Below are 19,532 nucleotides of genomic sequence, written 5' to 3'. Positions count from 1 at the left end.
AACTTCGAGGGTGTTGCAGGGGGAAGTGCCGCTCATCGGCCCACACCTCGCGAGGGAGGGAGAGGTCCCTATGTCCGTCATTGATGTCATGGACGCGTCGGCTCCGACGCATGTCGCCCACCGTGACAACCACACGCACCGTGACGTGAACGGCGGCTGGCTGCGGCCGGCGGTCTTCGGCGCCATGGACGGGCTGGTGTCGAACCTCGCCCTGATGACGGGTGTGGCCGGCGGCTCGGTGTCGCAGCAGACGATCGTCATCACGGGCCTGGCCGGGCTGGCCGCGGGCGCCTTCTCGATGGCCGCAGGCGAGTACACCTCGGTTGCCTCGCAGCGCGAGCTGGTCCAGGCCGAGCTGGACATCGAGCGCCGTGAGCTGCGTAAACACCCCAAGGACGAGCAGGCGGAGCTGGCCGCGCTGTACGAGTCGCGCGGCGTGGAGCCGGGGCTCGCCCGTGAGGTGGCCGCGCAGCTCTCCAAGGACCCGGAGCAGGCGCTGGAGATCCACGCCCGCGAGGAGCTCGGCGTGGACCCGTCCGACCTGCCCTCGCCGCTGGTCGCCGCCGCGTCCTCCTTCGGCTCCTTCGCGCTGGGCGCGCTGCTGCCGGTCCTGCCGTACCTGCTGGGCGCCTCCGCGCTGTGGCCCGCCGTGCTGCTCGCGCTGCTGGGACTTTTCGCGTGCGGCGCGGTTGTCGCCCGGGTGACGGCGCGGTCCTGGTGGTACAGCGGACTGCGCCAGCTGGCCCTCGGCGGTGCCGCCGCAGGTGTGACGTACGTCCTGGGCGCACTGTTCGGAACCGCCGTAGGGTGACGCCCTATGCGTGCAGACGCATAATTACCCTGTTACTTCGCGGTTTCAGTTTTGGTACAGCGGGCATAAGGCTCTGGCGCCGGAGGCAACGTCGCTTACCGGTGACCCGCGCTGTCGGACGATGATCTGTCCCGTCGCGTTCTTGATCCACCGCACTGCGCGGTGTCCGCATGCTGGAAGCCCCTATCCGATTCACGAGATCGGGGTCATCCTGTAACCTGCACGCAAAATTTCGCGGAGGGCCAACGTCGTCCCTCGGCACTGCACATGCCACGACGACGTTGGGAGAGCCGATGCGTTCCGCGTCCACGCACTCCGCGACCACCGGCAGCGCTACCAGCGCCGCCTGGTCGCCCATGGACGGGCGCCCCGCCCAGCAGGGGATGTACGACCCGCGTAACGAGCACGACGCCTGCGGCGTCGGCTTCGTCGCGACCCTCACCGGCGAGGCGAGCCACGCACTGGTCGAACAGGCGCTGACCGTCCTGCGGAACCTCGAACACCGCGGCGCCACCGGCTCCGAGCCCGACTCCGGCGACGGTGCGGGCATCCTGCTCCAGATCCCCGACGCGTTCCTCCGTGAAAACGTCACCTTCGAGCTGCCCGAGGCCGGCGCCTACGCCGCGGGCATCGCCTTCCTCCCCGCGGACGCCGAGGACGCGGCCGCCGCCGTCTCGAAGATCGAGACGATCGCGTCCGAAGAGGGCCTGAACGTCCTCGGCTGGCGCGTCGTCCCCGTTGCCCCGCAGCTCCTCGGCAACGGCGCCCGCGCCACCATGCCCGCCTTCTCCCAGCTGTTCGTCGCCGACGGTGAGAACACCGGACTGGCGCTGGACCGCAAGGCGTTCGCGCTGCGCAAGCGCGCCGAGCGCGAGGCCGGCGTGTACTTCCCGTCGCTGTCCGCGCGCACGATCGTGTACAAGGGCATGCTGACCACCGGGCAGCTGGAGCCGTTCTTCCCGGACCTGTCCGACCGCCGCTTCGCCACCGCCATCGCGCTGGTCCACTCGCGTTTCTCCACCAACACCTTCCCGAGCTGGCCGCTGGCCCACCCGTACCGCTTCGTCGCGCACAACGGCGAGATCAACACGGTCAAGGGCAACCGCAACTGGATGCGCGCCCGCGAGTCCCAGCTCTCCAGCAAGCTCTTCGGTGACGCGACCGAGACGCTGGACCGTCTCTTCCCCGTCTGTACGCCGGACGCCTCCGACTCCGCGTCCTTCGACGAGGTCCTGGAGCTGCTCCACCTCGGCGGCCGCTCGCTGCCGCACTCCGTGCTGATGATGGTCCCGGAGGCGTGGGAGAACAGCCCCTCCATGGACCCGGCCCGGCGCGCCTTCTACCAGTACCACTCCACGATGATGGAGCCCTGGGACGGCCCGGCCTGCGTCACCTTCACCGACGGCACCCAGGTCGGCGCGGTCCTGGACCGCAACGGCCTGCGCCCCGGGCGTTACTGGGTCACCGACGACGGCCTCGTCGTGCTCTCCTCCGAGGTCGGCGTCCTGGACATCGACCCCGCCAAGGTCGTCCGCAAGGGCCGCCTGCAGCCCGGCCGGATGTTCCTCGTGGACACCGCCGAGCACCGCATCGTCGAGGACGACGAGATCAAGGGCGCCCTCGCCGCCGAGCACCCGTACGCGGAGTGGCTGGAGGCCGGCGAGATCGAGCTCGAGGACCTCCCCGAGCGCGAGCACATCGTGCACACCCACGCCTCGGTCACCCGCCGCCAGCAGACCTTCGGCTACACCGAGGAGGAGCTGCGCGTCCTCCTCGCGCCGATGGCCAAGGCCGGTGCCGAGCCCATCGGTTCGATGGGCACGGACTCGCCGATCGCCGCGCTCTCCGAGCGTCCCCGGCTGCTCTTCGACTACTTCACCCAGCTCTTCGCGCAGGTCACCAACCCGCCGCTGGACGCCATCCGCGAGGAGCTCGTCACCTCGCTGATCTCCTCGCTGGGCCCGCAGGGCAACCTGCTGGAGCCGACCGCGGCCTCCTGCCGCAGCGTCACCCTGCCCTTCCCGGTGATCGACAACGATGAGCTGGCCAAGCTCATCCACATCAACGCCGACGGCGACATGCCGGGGATGACGGCCGTCACCCTCTCCGGCCTGTACCGCGTGCACGGCGGCGGGGAGTCTCTCGCGGCCCGGATCGACGAGATCTGCGCCGAGGCCGAGGCCGCCATCGAGGACGGCGCGCGCCTGATCGTGCTGTCCGACCGGCACTCCGACGCCGAGCACGCGCCGATCCCCTCGCTGCTGCTCACCTCGGCCGTCCACCACCACCTCATCCGTACGAAGCAGCGCACCCAGGTGGGTCTGCTCGTCGAGGCCGGTGACGTCCGCGAGGTGCACCACGTCGCGCTGCTGATCGGCTACGGCGCCGCCGCGGTCAACCCGTACCTGGCCATGGAGTCCGTCGAGGACCTGGTCCGCGCCGGCACCTTCCTGCCCGGCGTCGAGGCCGAGACCGCCATCAAGAACCTGATCAAGGCGCTCGGCAAGGGTGTCCTGAAGGTCATGTCCAAGATGGGCATCTCCACCGTCGCCTCCTACCGCGGCGCGCAGGTATTCGAGGCCGTCGGCCTGGACGAGGCGTTCGTCGACAAGTACTTCCACGGCACCGCCACCAAGATCGGCGGCGCGGGCCTGGACGTCGTCGCCAAGGAGGTCGCGGCCCGGCACGCCAAGGCGTACCCGGCCTCCGGCATCGCCGCCACGCACCGCGCGCTGGACATCGGCGGCGAGTACCAGTGGCGCCGTGAGGGCGAGCCGCACCTGTTCGACCCGGAGACCGTCTTCCGCCTGCAGCACTCCGCGCGCTCGGGCCGGTACGACATCTTCAAGAAGTACACCGAGCGGGTCAACGAGCAGTCCGAGCGCCTGATGACGCTGCGCGGCCTGTTCGGCTTCAAGTCGGACCGCCCCTCGATCCCGATCGAGGAGGTCGAGCCGGTCAGCGAGATCGTCAAGCGGTTCTCCACCGGCGCCATGTCGTACGGCTCCATCTCCCAGGAGGCGCACGAGACCCTCGCCATCGCCATGAACCAGCTGGGCGGCAAGTCCAACACCGGTGAGGGCGGCGAGGACCCGGAGCGCCTGTACGACCCGGCGCGCCGCTCCTCCATCAAGCAGGTCGCGTCCGGCCGCTTCGGTGTGACCAGCGAGTACCTCGTCAACTCCGACGACATCCAGATCAAGATGGCCCAGGGCGCCAAGCCCGGTGAGGGCGGTCAGCTGCCCGGCCACAAGGTCTACCCGTGGGTCGCCAAGACGCGTCACTCGACGCCGGGTGTGGGCCTGATCTCCCCGCCGCCGCACCACGACATCTACTCCATCGAGGACCTGGCTCAGCTGATCCACGACCTCAAGAACGCCAACCCGCAGGCCCGCATCCACGTGAAGCTGGTCTCCGAGGTCGGCGTCGGCACGGTCGCCGCGGGTGTCTCCAAGGCGCACGCGGACGTGGTCCTGATCTCCGGCCACGACGGCGGTACGGGCGCCTCGCCGCTCACCTCGCTGAAGCACGCCGGTGGTCCCTGGGAGCTCGGCCTCGCCGAGACCCAGCAGACGCTGCTGCTCAACGGCCTGCGCGACCGCATCGTCGTGCAGACCGACGGCCAGCTGAAGACCGGCCGCGACGTGGTCATCGCCGCCCTGCTGGGCGCCGAGGAGTACGGCTTCGCGACCGCCCCGCTGGTGGTCTCCGGCTGCGTCATGATGCGCGTCTGCCACCTGGACACCTGCCCGGTCGGCATCGCCACGCAGAACCCGACGCTGCGCGAGCGGTTCAGCGGCAAGGCCGAGTACATCGTCAACTTCTTCCAGTTCATCGCCGAGGAGGTCCGTGAGCTCCTCGCCGAGCTGGGCTTCCGCACGCTGGAGGAGGCCGTCGGCCACGCCGAGCTGCTGGACACCACCCAGGCCGTGACGCACTGGAAGGCGCAGGGCCTGGACCTGGCCCCGCTGCTGCACGTGCCCGAGCTGCCCGAGGGCGCCGTCCGCCACCAGATCACCGTGCAGGACCACGGCCTGGAGAAGGCGCTGGACAACCAGCTCATCAAGCTGGCGGCCGACGCGCTCGCCGCGGACACCGCGGAGGAGGCCCAGCCCGTACGGGCGCAGGTCGCCATCCGCAACATCAACCGCACGGTCGGCACCATGCTGGGCCACGAGGTGACGAAGAAGTTCGGTGGCGCGGGTCTGCCCGACGACACCATCGACATCACCTTCACCGGCTCGGCCGGCCAGTCCTTCGGCGCGTTCCTGCCGAAGGGTGTCACCCTCCGCCTGGAGGGCGACGCCAACGACTACGTCGGCAAGGGCCTCTCCGGCGGCCGCGTCATCGTCCGCCCGGACCGCGGCGCGGACCACCTGGCCGAGTACTCCACCATCGCGGGCAACACCCTCGCCTACGGCGCCACCGGCGGCGAGCTCTACCTCCGCGGCCGGGTCGGCGAGCGCTTCTGCGTCCGCAACTCCGGCGCCACGGTGGTCTCCGAGGGCGTGGGCGACCACGGCTGCGAGTACATGACCGGCGGCAACGCGGTTGTGCTCGGCGAGACGGGCCGCAACTTCGCGGCCGGCATGTCCGGCGGTTTCGCCTACGTCATCGACCTGGACAAGGCCAACGTCAACAAGGAGCTCGTCTCCGCGGTGCACGACACGCTGGACGAGACCGACAAGCAGTGGCTGCACGACGTGGTGCGTCGCCACCAGGAGGAGACCGGCTCCACCGTGGCCGAGAAGCTCCTCGCCGACTGGGATGCCGCGGCCGCGCGCTTCAGCAAGGTCATCCCGCCCACGTACAAGGCAGTGCTCGCCGCCAAGGACGCCGCTGAGCAGGCCGGACTCTCCGAGTCCGCGACCCACGAGAAGATGATGGAGGCGGCGACCAATGGCTGACCCCAAGGGCTTCCTGAACCACGACCGCGAGGTCGCCGAGACCCGTCCCGTCGAGGAGCGCGTCAAGGACTGGAACGAGGTCTACCGGCCCGGCTCCCTGCTGCCGATCATCAGCAAGCAGGCGTCGCGCTGCATGGACTGCGGCATCCCGTTCTGCCACAACGGCTGTCCGCTGGGGAACCTCATCCCCGAGTGGAACGACTACGCGTACCGCAACGACTGGGAGGCCGCCAGCGAGCGGCTGCACGCGACCAACAACTTCCCGGAGTTCACCGGTCGCCTCTGCCCCGCGCCGTGCGAGGCCGCCTGTGTGCTGGGCATCAACCAGCCGCCGGTGACCATCAAGAACGTCGAGGTCTCCATCATCGACAAGGCGTGGGACAACGGGGACGTCACCCCGCAGCCGCCCGAGCGCCTGTCCGGCAAGACCGTCGCCGTCATCGGCTCGGGCCCGGCGGGTCTCGCCGCGGCCCAGCAGCTGACCCGCGCGGGTCACACCGTCGCCGTCTACGAGCGCGCGGACCGTATCGGTGGTCTCCTCCGCTACGGCATCCCCGAGTTCAAGATGGAGAAGCGGCACATCAACCGCCGCATCGAGCAGATGCGCGCGGAGGGCACCAAGTTCCGCACCGAGACGGAGATCGGCCGTGACATCGACGCGGCGAAGCTGCGCCGTCGCTACGACGCCGTCGTGATCGCCGCGGGCTCGACGACCTCCCGCGACCTGCCGGTGCCCGGCCGCGACCTCAAGGGCATCCACTTCGCGATGGAGTACCTCCCGCTCGCGAACAAGGTCCAGGAGGGCGACCTCACCACGTCCCCGATCTCCGCCGAGGGCAAGCACGTCGTGGTCATCGGCGGCGGTGACACCGGCGCCGACTGCGTCGGCACGGCCCACCGTCAGGGCGCGGCCTCCGTGACCCAGCTGGAGATCATGCCCAAGCCGGGCGAGGAGCGGAACGAGAACCAGCCCTGGCCGACGTTCCCGATGCTCTACAAGGTCACCTCCGCGCACGAGGAGGGCGGTGAGCGGATCTACTCCGTCAACACCACCCACTTCGAGGGCGACGAGGACGGCAACGTCCAGTGGCTGCACCTGGTCGAGGTGGAGTTCAAGGACGGCAAGCTCGAGCAGAAGCCCGGCACCGAGCGGAAGATCCCCGCTCAGCTCGTCACCCTCGCCATGGGCTTCACCGGCACCGACAAGGAGAACGGCCTCGTCGAGCAGTTCGGCCTGGAGCTGGACGAGCGCGGCAACATCGCCCGCGACGCCGAGTTCGCCACCAACGTCCCCGGCGTGTACGTCGCCGGTGACGCGGGCCGCGGCCAGTCCCTCATCGTCTGGGCCATCGCCGAGGGCCGCTCCGCGGCCAAGGGCGTGGACCGCTTCCTGACCGGCGCGTCCTCGCTGCCCGCCCCGATCAAGCCGACGGACCGCGCACTGGCCGTGTGATCGGCGTGCCGGCCGTACGGCCCTGAGTGTCCCGTACAACGGCGTACGGAACAGATGCGGCGCCTGCCCCTTCCCCGACCGGAGGGCAGGCGCCGCGCTTGTGTTTTGGGGCGGAGCCCTGGGCGCGCTTCACTCGATCGTGGAGGTGATTGCCTATCGTGGGACCGGAGACTGCCGTGCTCCGTACGCTGTGCCCGAAAGGTGGCGCCGCGATGACACTGACGCATCACGAGACTGCCGGGGCCATGTCACCCATCGAGGATCCGCACGCCCTCCTGCGCTTTCTGGAAGATCTCCCCGAGCTCGATCAGCTCAAGATCGAGCTCATTGATGGAAAGATCGTTATACAGGCATCGGCGGCTCCGTTCCACAACCTGATCGTCGGGAAGCTCACCGTGCAGTTCATGCTGCAAGGGTGGGAGGCCCTCCCGGACCAGGCTCTGATCTCTCCCAACTCTTCCTTTGAGCCCAAGGCGGATCTCACCGTCACCACGCTCGATGCGATGTCCGACAACAAGAACCCCTTTCCCGCGGACCGGGTCGAGCTCGTCGTCGAGATCGTCTCCAGCGACAAGGACGTCGACTACATCAAGAAGCGTTTCTGGTACGGCACGAGCAAGATCCCGCTGTACTTGGTGATCGATCCGAACATCGGCATGTGTTCACTGCACTCGCAGCCCCAGGCCCATGGCTACCGGACCGTGACGACCTCGGAATTCGGCGAGCCCATCGAGCTCCCCGAGCCGTTCTCCTTTGCCATCGACACCACCACGTTCAAGCTCTACCCGCCGAAGGCCTGACCTCAGCCCTCGTCCTCCACCAGCCGGGCCGGGAAGCCGCCCGTGGCGATCGGGCCCCAGCGGCGGGGGGTGATGCGGATGATGGACTTGCCCTGCTTGATCATGGCCGCGCGGTACTCGTCCCAGTCCGGGTGCTCGCCGGAGATGTTGCGGAAGTACTCCACCAGCGGCTCGACCGAGTCCGGCGCGTCGATGACCTCGGCCTCGCCGTCGACCTGCACCCACGGGCCGTTCCACTCGTCGGAGAGGACGATCACGCTGACGGACGGCGCGCGGCGGGCGTTGCGCACCTTGGCGCGCTCCGGGTACGTCGAGATCACGATCCGGCCCGAGTCGTCCACGCCGCAGGTCAGCGGCGAGCCCTGCGGGGTACCGTCGGACCGGCGGGTCAGCAGGATGGCGCGGTGCCGGGGCCGGACGAACTCCAGCAGTTCGGGGAGTTCGACCTTCTTGTTCGTCGCGATGGAAGGGCTCATACGGCCGAGCCTAGGCGCTGGAGCGCGCTCGAAGGCCCACCGGCACGGGCGGGCCGCCCGCGCCGCGGCCGGTGCTCAGCCCACAGCGGAAGGACCGGCCCCCGGCGGCCCGGCGCCGTAGGTTCGCCGCATGAGACCCCGACAGCTCACCTCCGCGATATGGCAACTGCCCTTCCCCGTGGGCCATGTGTACGTCGTACGGCTGCCGCCCGGCGGCCGGCCGGCGCGTGCCGGGTACGCCCTGGTGGACACCGGCCTACCGGGCTCCGCGCCGGCCGTCCTGGCGGCGCTGGCCGCGCTCGGCGGGCGCCCCGAGGACGTCCGGCAGATCGTGCTGACCCACTCGCACCTCGACCACACCGGCTCGGCCGCCGACCTCGCGGCGGCCACCGGCGCCACCGTCCTGGCGGGCGCGCCCGACGCCCCGGTCATCCGCGGCGAGGCACCCGAGCCGCCACCGGTCCTGACCGCCGCCGAGAAGCCCCTGTTCGAGCGCAACATGGCGGGCTTCGCGGAAGCCGGGATACCGGCGCCGCGCCCCGTCGCGGTGGACACCGAACTGCACGACGGCGATGCGCTGGAGGGCTGGGGAGAGCCGGTGCACGTGCTCGCCACGCACGGCCACACCCCCGGCGGCGTCGCCCTGCACCTGCCGGAGTCCCAAGTGCTCTTCACGGGGGACATCATCGGTACCGGGGAGGGCCGGGCGGTGCTCGGCCCGTTCAACGTCGACCGGGAGCAGGCCATCGCCTCGTTCCGGCGGCTGGCCGCGCTGGAGCGGGTCGAGGTGGTGTGCGTACCGCACGGCGACCCGATCACCGAGGACGCGACGGCGGTGCTGGCGGCGGCCACGCCCGAGACCGACTGGCTGTAGCCGTTGCACACCGGCCCTTACGTGTCGCACTCCAGCTCCGTGCGGCACAGCGCGCAGCGGGCCCGGAGCGGGCCGCGCACCGGGAGCCGGATGCGCTGGTGGCAGACCGGGCACGGGAAGGAGACGCGGAGCGGGCCCGGGCCGTCGAAGGCGTAGCCGGCGTCCGGCGGCGGGCCGGGGGAGCGGCGCGGCACACGCGCGGCGCGCCGGTCCTTCGCGTACCGCCACCGGTCGGCCCGGCCCGCGGCGGCCAGCGGTGGCTGCCGGATGTCGTGCAGCGCCCGCAGCCGCCCCGCGCGATAGGCGTCGTACGCCTGCGGGCTGGTGAACCACGGCGCCGGGTCCTCGCCGAAGAACAGTGCCCGCTTGGCGAGGACGTAGCCGAACTCCTCGGGCGTGAGGTACCCCAGCTTCTGCGAGGACGTGCCGTGCTCGCGGTAGGCGTCCAGCAGCAGCCAGCCCGCGCCGAGGTAGGCGGTCGCGGTGTCGGTGAGGATCTCGTTGGCGTGCGTGCCGGGGAAGGACAGGCCGAGGCGGTGCAGGTAGATGTGCATCACCTCGTGCGCCAGGGCGGCGGCGATGTCCCGGCGGTGGTTGCGGAAGCGGTCGTTGAGCTCGATGAAGTACTCGGGCCCCGCGGTCAGTTCGACGTGCGCCGCGTGCCGCATCCCGCGGAAGGAGACGATCATGCGGGCGTCCGGCAGCCGCAGATGCGCCACCATCGCCCGGGCCACCCGCTGCACGCCCAGGTGCAGGTCCTCCTCGTCGCCGAACGCCGCGTCGACGGGCGGCACGGCGGTCGCGAAGGTGCGCACGGTGTCGTACGACATCCGTTTGTACAGCGCGGTCACGGCCGCCCGGACCGTCTCCAGATGCGGATAGCCGTGCACGACCTCGCTGCCGGGACGGGTGCCTCCCACTGCCACCCGACCACTGTACGGGCGGGACGGACCGGACGGTACGGGACGTACTGCCCACAGCCGCAAGGGAATTGAGCGGCTGGACACTCTTGTCACACTTGTCGCGCGTTCCACATAATCACAGGGCGCTTTACGGGCTCGCCCCCACCGGGTCCGGACGCCTTTTCGTGCGCTGCCGTTTTTGCCACCGGTTCTTTTGCCGGTTCTTGTCCCACGCGGCGGTGGACACCGGGTCCGGTGTTGGCATGAGCTCGTCATTGACGTGCAACCCCCCACGAAAGGAAGCCCGTTGAGCTACCTGAAGCACATCAAGAGAGCGACCGCCGTCGCAGCCGTGGCCCTCGCCGCCGTCAGCCTCCAGCCCGGCACGGCCGGCGCCGCGACCCCCGCCCGGGACGGCGGCGACCGCCCGACGGTCGTCGGCGGCACCCGTGCCCAGCAGGGCGAATTCCCGTTCATGGTGCGGCTGTCGATGGGCTGCGGCGGCGCGCTGTACGCCAAGGACATCGTGCTGACCGCCGCCCACTGCGTGGACGGCAGCGGCCCGAACACCTCGATCACGGCCACCGCCGGCGTCGTGGACCTCCAGGACTCCGCCGCCGTGAAGGTGAAGTCCACCGAGGTCCTGCAGGCTCCGGGCTACGACGGCAAGGGCAAGGACTGGGCGCTGATCAAGCTCGCCAAGCCGATCGAGAACCTCCCCACCCTGAAGATCGCCGAGGACGACAAGCTCAACAGCGGCGACTTCACGATAGCCGGGTGGGGCGCCGACAAGGAGGGCGGCCAGCAGCAGCGCTACCTGCTCAAGGCCGAGGTGCCGTTCATCGACGACGCCACCTGCGAGAAGGCGTACGGCGCCGATCTGACTCCCGGCGAGGAGCTCTGCGCCGGCCTGCTGGACACCGGCGGCGTGGACACCTGCCAGGGTGACTCGGGCGGCCCGATGTTCCGCAAGGACGACGCCGGCGAGTGGCTCCAGGTCGGCATCGTGAGCTGGGGCGAGGGCTGCGCGCGGCCGGGCAAGCCCGGCGTGTACACCGAGGTGAGCGCCTTCGCCGCGGACATCAAGAAGAGCGCGGGCGAGCTCGCCGGCTGAGGACGCCGACGGGCCGGGGCGGTGCCGAGTGCGGCGGCACCGTCCCTTTGCCGTGTGTGGAGGCACCGCCTCGTGGTCATGGGTGGGTGGCACCGCCCGTTAGTCCAACACCTGTCCCTCCTTTGTCCATGGGCGCACCCGTCGCACGCGCAGCACGCTGTCCGGCGACAGCCAGTACCGGTGCGAAGGAGGACAGTGCGCGTGAACGAACCGACAGGTGACGGGCGCAGGCCCAGCCGCAGAACCGTCGTCGCGGGCACCGCCCTCGCCGCGCTCGGCACCGCGCTGCCCCTCGGCGCCGCGCCCGCGCACGCGGCACCCCGGGCGGGCGAGGCCGTGCTCCGCTCCGAGCAGCTCCGGGTCCGCGTGGACACCGCCTTCCCACGCGTCCTCGCATACACCGACACCGGCACCGGCGCCGTACTGCACGGCCAGACGGAGCCGGTCACCGAGATCGTCATCGACGGCACCGCACGGACCCCGAAGGTGACCGCGCGGCCGTCCGCCGACCGCATCTCGTACACCCTCGCCTTCGACGGCGGCACCGAGATCGGCGTGGAGATCGCGGTCGAGGGGTGGCAGGTCCACTGGCGCGTCACGAGGATCGCCGACACCGCCGCGCTGCGCGTCGGCACCCTGCAGATCCCCGCGCTCGCGCTGCTCAGCGTCCGCAGCGACCAGCCCGGCGCGACGCTCCTCGCGGCCCGGATCGAGCTGGACAAGGCCAAGAGCGGCGACACCCTCGTCCAGGTCACCGCGGACACCCCCGCCGACGCCGCGCCCCTGGGCTGCGCGTACGCCGTGGTCGCCACCGACAAGCTGGCCGCCGCGCTGGAGACCAACACGGTGTACGACAAGCCGTCCGGCGCCACCACCTGGGAGAACGGCCGGCTCTGGCGGCAGACCGTACGGCGCGACGGTTACACCGAAGCCCGGCTCGCGTGCGGCCAGTGGACCCACCGCGCGGCCACCGCCCCCGTCGACGCCACCGAACCGCTGCCGTACGCCACCGTGATCCTCACCCGCGACCGCAACGGCGACGGCCGCGTCGACTGGCAGGACGCCGCCATCGCGCTGCGCGACATCATGGTGAAGCCGCTCGGCGCCGACGAACAGCATCTGCGCGTCGTCCCGCACATCCCCTTCAACTTCGCCAGCCAGGCCACCAATCCGTTCCTCGCCACCCTCGACAACGTCAAGCGGATCTCCCTCGCGACGGACGGGCTGCGGCAGTTCACCCTCCTCAAGGGCTACCAGTCCGAGGGCCACGACTCCGCCCACCCCGACTACGGCGGCAACTACAACACCCGCGCGGGCGGCCTCGAAGACCTCAACACCCTGGTCCGCTCCGGAAAGAAGTGGAACAGCGACTTCGCCGTCCACGTCAACGCCACCGAGTCCTACCCCGTCGCCCACGCCTTCTCAGAAACACTCGTCGACAAGAACAACGAGCAGTGGGACTGGCTCGACCAGTCCTACCGCATCGACGCCCGCCGCGACCTGGTCTCCGGCGACATCGCCGCCCGCTTCCAGCAGCTCCGCGACGAGACCGACCCGGCCCTGAACATGCTCTACATCGACGTCTTCCGCGAGTCCGGCTGGAACTCGGACCGGCTCCAGCGCCAGCTGCGCGACCAGGGCTGGCTGGTGACGACGGAATGGGGGCACGGCCTGGAGCGCTCCGCGCTGTGGTCCCACTGGGCGACCGAGGTCGACTACGGCCCGGACACCTCCCGGGGCATCAACTCCCGGTTGATCCGCTTCGTCCGGAACCACCACAAGGACGTCTTCGCCGACAAGTGGCCGACCCTGCTGGGCATTCCGCGCACCGGCAACTTCGAGGGCTGGGTCGGCAAGACCGACTGGCCCGCCTTCTACCGGCTGATCTGGACGGACAGCCTGCCCGCCAAGTACCTCCAGGCGTACCCGATCAAGACCTGGACCGACCACGAGATCACCTTCGAGGGCCCGACCCGCACGGTCGTCTCCGACGCCGACGGCGGCAAGCGGCGGATCACCACCGACGGCCGCCTCGTCTACGACGACGGCAGCTACCTGCTGCCGTGGGAACCGCGCCGCGCCACCGACCCGCAGAAGCTCTACCACTACAACCCGAAGGGCGGCAGGACGACCTGGACGCTGCCGCGCGGCTGGGCGACCGGGACGGTGTACCTGTACCGCCTCACCGACCAGGGCCGCGCCGACGAGAAGCGGCTGCCGGTCAGCGGCGGCAAGGTCACCATCGAGGCCGCGGCCGGCGTCCCGTACGTCGTCCGCAAGCAGCGGGCCGAGGCCCAGGAGGACCCCCGCTGGGGCGAGGGCACCGGCCTGGCCGACCCCGGCTTCCACTCCGGCACGCTCGACGGCTGGCAGATCAGCGGCCCGGCGACGGTCCGCGCGAGCGCGCTGGGCGACTACGAGCTGGTGATCGGCGCCGGTGGCGCGGCGGCCGTCGCACGCCGCCTGGACCGCCTCGCGCCCGGTACGTACGCGGCATCCGTGCAGGTCGAGGTCGGCGCGAAGGCGGGGGAGCGGCGCCGCGCCGAGCTGACGGTACGCACCGCCGACGGGGTCACCGCCGCCAACTGGACCGAGACCTCCACGGCCGGCAACCACGTCGCGGCCGACCGCAAGCACGGCACCCGCTTCCAGCGGATGTTCACCTACTTCACCGTTCCCGAGGGCGGCGGCCCGGTGACGCTCGCCCTGAAGGCGGCGGCCGGACGGGCGCGCGTCCGCTTCGACAACGTACGGGTGGTGGCCGCCTCCCGTACGGAGAAGCCCGGCACCCTCGCATACGAGGACTTCGAGCACGTACCGCAGGGCTGGGGCGTCTTCGTGAAGGGTGACGCGGGCGGGGCGAACGACCCGCGCACCCACATCGCCCAGCGGCACGCGCCGTACACCCAGCGCGGCTGGAACGGCAAGGTCATCGACGATGTGATCGACGGCGGCCAGTCGCTGAAGTCGCGCGGCGAGAACGGCGGACTGGTCTACCGGACCGTGCCGCACACCGTGCGCTTCGCACCGGGGCGCCGCTACCGGGTCACCTTCCGGTACGAGAACGAGAAGGCGGACCAGTACGCGTGGATCACGGCGGTGGACGAGCCGGGAACGCGCGAGCTGAGCCGCGAACCGCTGCCCGTCGCCACCGGACCCACCACCCACTCCTACGAGTTCACCACGCCGGAGAAGGGCGAGGCGTGGGTGGGGCTGCGGAAGACCGGGGGCGACGGTAAGGCGGAGTTCGTGCTGGACGGGTTCGAGGTACGGGAGGTGTGAGGCTCCGGGGGGTGCGGGCCGGGGTGCCGGGCCGGGGTGGGGCGGGGTGCCGGTCCGGGCCGGGGCGGGCCGTGGTCCGGACCGGGCATCTGAGCCGGGCCGCACGGCACCGCGGTCCGGACCGCGGTGCCTGAGTCCGGCTCACGGCACCAGCCGCGGCACCCCCACCTCTGCCTCCACCTCCGCCCCCTGCCCGGCGCCCTCCAGCTCCAGTACCAGCACCTCGTTCGGCCCCTCGCGCAGACACGGACCCGGTACGTACAACGCGTGCTGCGGTCCCGCCGACCAGTACCGCCCCAGCGGGAACCCACCCATCCACACGAACCCCCGTATCCAGCCCGGGAGTTGGAGTATCGCGTCACCGCGGCCGCCGGCCGGTACCACCACCGTCCCGCGGTGCAGACCCCGCGCCCCCGCCCGCCCTTCCGGCGCGCCGAACGGCAGCGCCGCCACCGCGGCCGCGTCCTCCACCGCGTCCAGCCGCAGCCCTCGCGCCCGTACCCCGTGCACGTACTGCCGCTCGTGCAGCACCCCGCCCGTGATCCCCTTCGGCTCACCCAGCCGCGGCCCGTAATTGACCCGCCCCAGCGACTCCACCCACAGCTCCACCTCCGCCGGCCCGGCCACCGACCCGAGCGCCGCGTCCTCGCCCGCCAGCACGGGCCCCGGCACCCCGTCCACGAACGTCACCGCCCGGTCCCGCAGCCCACGGACCCGCAGCTCGTACGGCTCCCGCGGCCCCGGCACCGAGACCTGGTACCGCACCACCCCGCGATCCACGTCCAGTTCCTCGAACGTCGGCGGCACCCCCGACCGCACCTCCGGACCGCCCAGCCCGTCCAGTACCGCGTCCATCGGCGCCCAGCCCGTCAGCCGGACCGCAGCCGGCGCGCCCAGCACCGGCTGCGGCGCGGGCGGCTCCGGCAGTGGCCCGTCGGCGTACGGCGCCAGCACCTCCCGGAACCGCCAGAACTTCGCCGTCGGCCGGCCGCGCTCGTCGATCGGCGCGTCGTAGTCGTACGACGTCACGGTCGGCAGCAGCGCGCCGTCCTGCAGCACCCCGTCCCGGTTCGCCCCCGCCCAGCCACCGAAACTCGTCCCGCCGTGCGCCATGTAGACGTTCACCGACGCACCGCACTCCAGGATCTCGCGCAACGCGGCCGCGGCGTCCTCCGCATCCCGCACGGCCTCTTGCCCCTCCGGCCCGGCGCTCCCGGGGGATTGTCCCTCCGGCCCGGTGCTCCAGTGGGAGAACCAGCCGCACCAGAACTCCATGCACATCAGCGGCCCGTCCGGCCGGTGGCGGCGCAGCGTCGCGAACGCCTCCCGCGCACCGGACCCGAAGTTGACCGTCGCAAGCACGCCCGGCACGCTCCCGCCGGTCAGCATGTGGTCCTCCGGCCCGTCGGAGGTGAACAGCGGCACGGTCACCCCGAGCGCGCGCAGCCGGTCGGCGAGATGCGCGAGGTAGACGGCGTCCGAGCCGTACGAGCCGTACTCGTTCTCCACCTGCACCATGATCACAGGACCGCCGCGGTCGCACTGCCGCTCCGCGATCTGCGGCAGCAGCGCCGCGAACCAGGCGTCCACGGCTCGCAGATACTCCTCGTCACGCGTACGCACCCGCCGCCCCAGCGGCCCGGTCAGCCAGTGCGGCAACCCGCCGTTCTCCCACTCGGCGCAGATGTACGGACCGGGCCGGACGATCGCCAACAGCCCCGCCCGCCGCACCGCGTCCAGGAACCGGCCGAGCGCGTCGAGATCACGGAACTCCCCGGGGCGCGGCTCGTGCAGATTCCACGGCACATACGTCTCCACACAGTTCAGCCCCATCGCCCGCAGCATCGCCAGCCGATGATCCCAGTGCCCCTCGTGCACCCGGAAGTAGTGCAGCGCCCCCGACAACAGCCGCATGGGCCGCCCGTCCAGCACGAACTCCCGCTGCCCGACGCGGAATTCGCGCCCTCCGGCCCCATGAGGCTCACTCTTCCGCACGCCATTCGTCACGTCATCCGTCCCGTCGCTCCCGCCCGGCTCGCGTCGCGTCCAGCTCACCCCCTGGCGGGGCGGGCGGTCCATGGACAAAGATCGGCGTTGTTTGGACGGAACGTCCGCGTGGGCGGGGCGTGCAGTGGGCGGTGTATGGGGGACGTGCAGTGCCGCGCCCGCGCGCCGGCGTTCCGTACGGAGCGGGCGGCCGGGGAAGGCGGCCGGCCGACGGAAGGAGCACGCGTGTACCGCACCTGGATGCGCTACTTCACACCGAGCCCGGTCCACCACCGGCTCGGTCTGGTCTGCCTCGGCGTCGGCCTCCAGCACGGCACGCTGCCCGCCGTCGGCCCGCGCACCCTCGACCACCACGTAGCCGTGATCATCCACGCGGGCAGCGGCTGGTACGCGGACCCCGACGGCACCCGGCACCCCGTCACCGCGCCCGCCCTCCTCTGGCTCACCCCCGGCGTCCCGCACCACTACGGCGCCGACCCGGACAGCGGCTGGGACGAGAGCTTCGTCGACTTCACCGGCCCCGCCGCCACCACGTACACCGAACTCGGCTACATAGAACCCCGCCCCGACCGGCCACTCGTCCCGCTCGCCGACACCGCCGCCGCCCGCACCGCCATCGGCCGCATCGCCCGCGCAGCGCGCCGCGGCAACCCCCTCCTGGAGGTCGAGACCTCCGCCGCCGTCCACGAACTGCTCGTCGCCCTGCGCCGCGCCCGCGCCGACACCGACGCCGACGGCGACCCGGTCCTGCAGGCCCTCGCCCGCGACGCGTTCCTGCCGCTCTCCGTCGCCGAACACGCCGCCCGCCACGGCATGAGCCCCGCCGAACTCCGCACCGCCGTACGCCGCGGCGCCGGCTGCAGCCCCAAGGACTACCTCCTCGGCATCCGCCTCGGCCGCGCCAAGGAACTCCTCGCCGCCACCGAACTCCCGGTCGCCGCGGTCGCCCGCCGAGTCGGCTACGACGACCCCGCCTACTTCAGCCGCCTCTTCACCAGAAGAGTCGGCACGGCCCCCGTCCGCTTCCGCACCCAACAGGGCCGCACGGTCCCGGGCGGCTGGTCCACCCACATCCCGGATCCGGACGATCCACCGGTGGTCAGTGGGACGGGGTGAGTGGGGGAGTCGGGGTGAGCGGTGCAGCGGTACAGGGGGAAGGCCGTACCGTCACCGCGCCCGCGGGCACCGCACTCCCCGCCCCGGCATCACGGGGACACCGTTACGGGGACACCTCCTCGAGCGGCCGGTTCGTGGTTTCCTCGGCGAAGAACGTGGCGGCCAGGGCACCCACGAGGGCCACCCCGCCCAGTGTCACGAAGACCGCGGAGACCTGGCCTCCGCCCGCGTAGATCGCCCCCACCAGCACCGGACCGAGGATCACCCCGAGCCGGTTGAGCGCGCCGCCGACGCTGCAGCCCAGCGCCCGCATCCGCGTCGGGTACAGCTCGGGCGTATAGAGGTACAGGCAGATGTTCGAGCCGAAGAAGCAGACCGCGGCGAGTGAGGTCCACACCAGTACCTGCACGGGCGTACGGGCACCGAGCACGCCGAGCACGATCAGCAGCGCGGCCGCGCCGCCGAGGAAGAACGCGAAGACCTTGCGCCGGCCGATCAGGTCGACGGTGAGCGCGACCAGCAGACAGCCGAAGAAACCGGCGACCGAGGTGACCGTCGAGTACATCAGCGCGTCGGAGAGCGACAGCCCGTACTGCTTCCCGTAGATCGTCGGCAGCCAGGACGTAATGCCGTAATTGACGAAGTAGCCGGTGAACCAGAGCGCCCCGATGACCAGCGTCCGACGCCGGTACCGGCCCGTGAACAGCCCCTTCACGCCTGTCGCGGCGGCTTCGGCGGGGGTGGCGGGGGAGGTGGGACGTGATGTTGCTGTGGCGCCGGTCGTGGCGACTGCGGTGCCCCCGGTGCCCGTAGTGCTCGTGGCGTTCGTGCTGTTCGTGCTGTTCGGGCTCACCGTGGCGAGCGTGGGGACCGGTGGGAGCGGGGCCCCGGTCGCCGCGGCGACCTTGGCCTCGATCAGGTCCATCGTCGCCTCGGCCTCCTGCATCCGGCCGCGGTCGGCGAGCCAGCGGGGCGACTCGGGGACGGTGCGCTGTACGAGGATGCACAGCAGCCCCGGTACGGCCGCCACGGCGTACATCCAGCGCCAGCCCAGCGCCGGCACGATCCACGCTGCTGCCACCGCCCCGATGGTGAGGCCGGCGGGGAAAACCAGTTCGTACAGCAGCACGAAGCGACCGCGCTTGAAGCTGCGGGTGATCTCGCTGATGAAGGTCGCGGCGACGGGCACCTCGCCGCCGATCGCCAGGCCCTGCACGAAGCGCAGCGCCATGAAGGGCGACGGCGACGGGCTCATGGCCAGCGCGAGCGAGGACAGCCCCGACACGCCGATGCAGATCGCGATGATCTTCACGCGCCCGATGCGGTCCGCCATCCGGCCCGAGAAGAGCGCGCCGATGAGCATGCCGAGGGAACCGATGGTGAGGACGGCGGTGGCGTCACCGTCCGTGAGGTGCCACTCCTGGCGCAGCTCAGGCATGGCGTAGGCGATCAGTAGCTGGTCGAAGGCTTCGAAGAAGGTCACCACGCCGATGACGATGCGGACGGTGACGTGCCAGCGGGACAGGGGGAGACGTTCGAACCGGGCGGCGATGCCGGCGCGGATGGCGTCGGCGTCACGGCCCGGAGATGCGTCGAGACTCATCCGGGATTCCTCCAGACCCGGCACGGGGCACGGGCGAGGGATGGGGAGGGAAAAGGGGGGGGAGTGGGCGGGCGCAGGGGCGCCGGGAGATGGGGGAGTCCCGTACGTAAGCGCCAAGTGTCTTAGGGCTTAAGTTCTACCGACTCAAGGGGTGTGGAAGTCAAGGGTCTGGCCCCGGCAAATTTTT

General features: G+C 71.2%; 12 protein-coding genes. 8 read left to right on the top strand and 4 right to left on the bottom strand.

The window, feature by feature from the left end; translation table 11 throughout:
- Window positions 1-70: 70 nt before the first annotated feature.
- The 4 genes from IF04_RS0114935 (at window position 71) to IF04_RS36610 (ending at window position 7,971) form a co-directional block, all read left to right on the top strand.
- Window positions 71-811: a VIT1/CCC1 transporter family protein gene (locus IF04_RS0114935; RefSeq protein WP_425428418.1), complete on the top strand. Its 741-nt coding sequence runs from the start codon at window positions 71-73 to the stop codon at window positions 809-811.
- A 293-nt stretch (window positions 812-1,104) separates the two neighbouring features.
- Entirely contained in the window at window positions 1,105-5,718 is a 4,614-nt protein-coding gene (gene gltB / locus IF04_RS0114930) for a glutamate synthase large subunit (RefSeq protein ID WP_051831259.1), read from the top strand.
- The gene (locus IF04_RS0114925) at window positions 5,711-7,171 is read left to right on the top strand and encodes a glutamate synthase subunit beta (RefSeq protein WP_030256333.1); all 1,461 of its coding nucleotides are present in this window, start codon (window positions 5,711-5,713) and stop codon (window positions 7,169-7,171) included. The genes gltB and IF04_RS0114925 overlap by 8 nt, the downstream gene beginning before the upstream one ends.
- Before the next feature lie 212 nt (window positions 7,172-7,383).
- On the top strand, window positions 7,384-7,971 hold the full coding sequence (locus tag IF04_RS36610) for a Uma2 family endonuclease (protein WP_051831258.1): 588 nt from the start codon (window positions 7,384-7,386) through the stop codon (window positions 7,969-7,971).
- A gap of 2 nt (window positions 7,972-7,973) precedes the next feature.
- Here IF04_RS36610 and IF04_RS0114915 read toward each other — a convergent pair whose 3' ends face one another.
- Window positions 7,974-8,447, bottom strand: a complete 474-nt coding sequence (locus IF04_RS0114915) for a PPOX class F420-dependent oxidoreductase (RefSeq protein ID WP_030256327.1) — start codon at window positions 8,445-8,447, stop codon at window positions 7,974-7,976.
- 130 nt (window positions 8,448-8,577) lie between these two features.
- On the opposite strand from IF04_RS0114915, the gene IF04_RS0114910 reads away from it, so the two are divergent.
- Window positions 8,578-9,321 (top strand): MBL fold metallo-hydrolase, encoded by a 744-nt coding sequence (locus IF04_RS0114910; RefSeq protein ID WP_037959558.1) that lies wholly within the window; start codon window positions 8,578-8,580, stop codon window positions 9,319-9,321.
- A gap of 17 nt (window positions 9,322-9,338) precedes the next feature.
- On the opposite strand, the gene IF04_RS0114905 is transcribed toward IF04_RS0114910, so the two are convergent.
- The gene (locus IF04_RS0114905; RefSeq protein ID WP_030256320.1) at window positions 9,339-10,241 is read right to left on the bottom strand and encodes a hypothetical protein; all 903 of its coding nucleotides are present in this window, start codon (window positions 10,239-10,241) and stop codon (window positions 9,339-9,341) included.
- Between the two features lie 289 nt (window positions 10,242-10,530).
- Between IF04_RS0114905 and IF04_RS0114900 the strand changes: the two genes are divergently transcribed.
- Window positions 10,531-11,337 (top strand): S1 family peptidase, encoded by an 807-nt coding sequence (locus tag IF04_RS0114900; protein ID WP_030256318.1) that lies wholly within the window; start codon window positions 10,531-10,533, stop codon window positions 11,335-11,337.
- Window positions 11,338-11,538: 201 nt separating this feature from the next.
- Window positions 11,539-14,619 (top strand): endo-alpha-N-acetylgalactosaminidase family protein, encoded by a 3,081-nt coding sequence (locus IF04_RS0114895; protein WP_030256314.1) that lies wholly within the window; start codon window positions 11,539-11,541, stop codon window positions 14,617-14,619.
- Window positions 14,620-14,760: 141 nt separating this feature from the next.
- Here the strand turns inward: IF04_RS0114895 and IF04_RS0114890 are convergent, their stop codons facing one another.
- Window positions 14,761-16,614 carry a glycoside hydrolase family 35 protein gene (locus IF04_RS0114890; protein ID WP_281179662.1) on the bottom strand — a complete coding sequence of 618 codons (1,854 nt, stop codon included), beginning with the start codon at window positions 16,612-16,614 and terminating at the stop codon, window positions 14,761-14,763.
- Window positions 16,615-16,851: 237 nt separating this feature from the next.
- Between IF04_RS0114890 and IF04_RS0114885 the strand changes: the two genes are divergently transcribed.
- A complete protein-coding gene (locus tag IF04_RS0114885) occupies window positions 16,852-17,742 on the top strand; it encodes a helix-turn-helix domain-containing protein (protein WP_030256309.1) in 891 nt (296 codons plus the stop codon).
- A gap of 103 nt (window positions 17,743-17,845) precedes the next feature.
- Here IF04_RS0114885 and IF04_RS0114880 read toward each other — a convergent pair whose 3' ends face one another.
- Window positions 17,846-19,345 (bottom strand): MFS transporter, encoded by a 1,500-nt coding sequence (locus IF04_RS0114880; RefSeq protein ID WP_030256307.1) that lies wholly within the window; start codon window positions 19,343-19,345, stop codon window positions 17,846-17,848.
- Window positions 19,346-19,532: the final 187 nt, after the last annotated feature.

This window comes from Streptomyces violens (assembly GCF_000717745.1).
In the GTDB taxonomy this organism is placed as follows: Bacteria; Actinomycetota; Actinomycetes; order Streptomycetales; family Streptomycetaceae; genus Streptomyces; species Streptomyces violens.
Note: the sequence above shows the minus strand (reverse complement) of the source record. Positions and strands in the feature narration are given on the sequence as shown.

Bases quoted from the DNA above. Each gene is read 5' to 3' on its own strand.
- IF04_RS0114880 (WP_030256307.1), bottom strand. From the start codon at position 19,345: ATGAGTCTCGACGCATCTCCGGGCCGTGACGCCGACGCCATCCGCGCC.
- IF04_RS0114935 (WP_425428418.1), top strand. From the start codon at position 71: ATGTCCGTCATTGATGTCATGGACGCGTCGGCTCCGACGCATGTCGCC.
- IF04_RS0114910 (WP_037959558.1), top strand. From the start codon at position 8,578: ATGAGACCCCGACAGCTCACCTCCGCGATATGGCAACTGCCCTTCCCC.
- IF04_RS36610 (WP_051831258.1), top strand. From the start codon at position 7,384: ATGACACTGACGCATCACGAGACTGCCGGGGCCATGTCACCCATCGAG.
- gltB (WP_051831259.1), top strand. From the start codon at position 1,105: ATGCGTTCCGCGTCCACGCACTCCGCGACCACCGGCAGCGCTACCAGC.
- IF04_RS0114915 (WP_030256327.1), bottom strand. From the start codon at position 8,447: ATGAGCCCTTCCATCGCGACGAACAAGAAGGTCGAACTCCCCGAACTG.
- IF04_RS0114925 (WP_030256333.1), top strand. From the start codon at position 5,711: ATGGCTGACCCCAAGGGCTTCCTGAACCACGACCGCGAGGTCGCCGAG.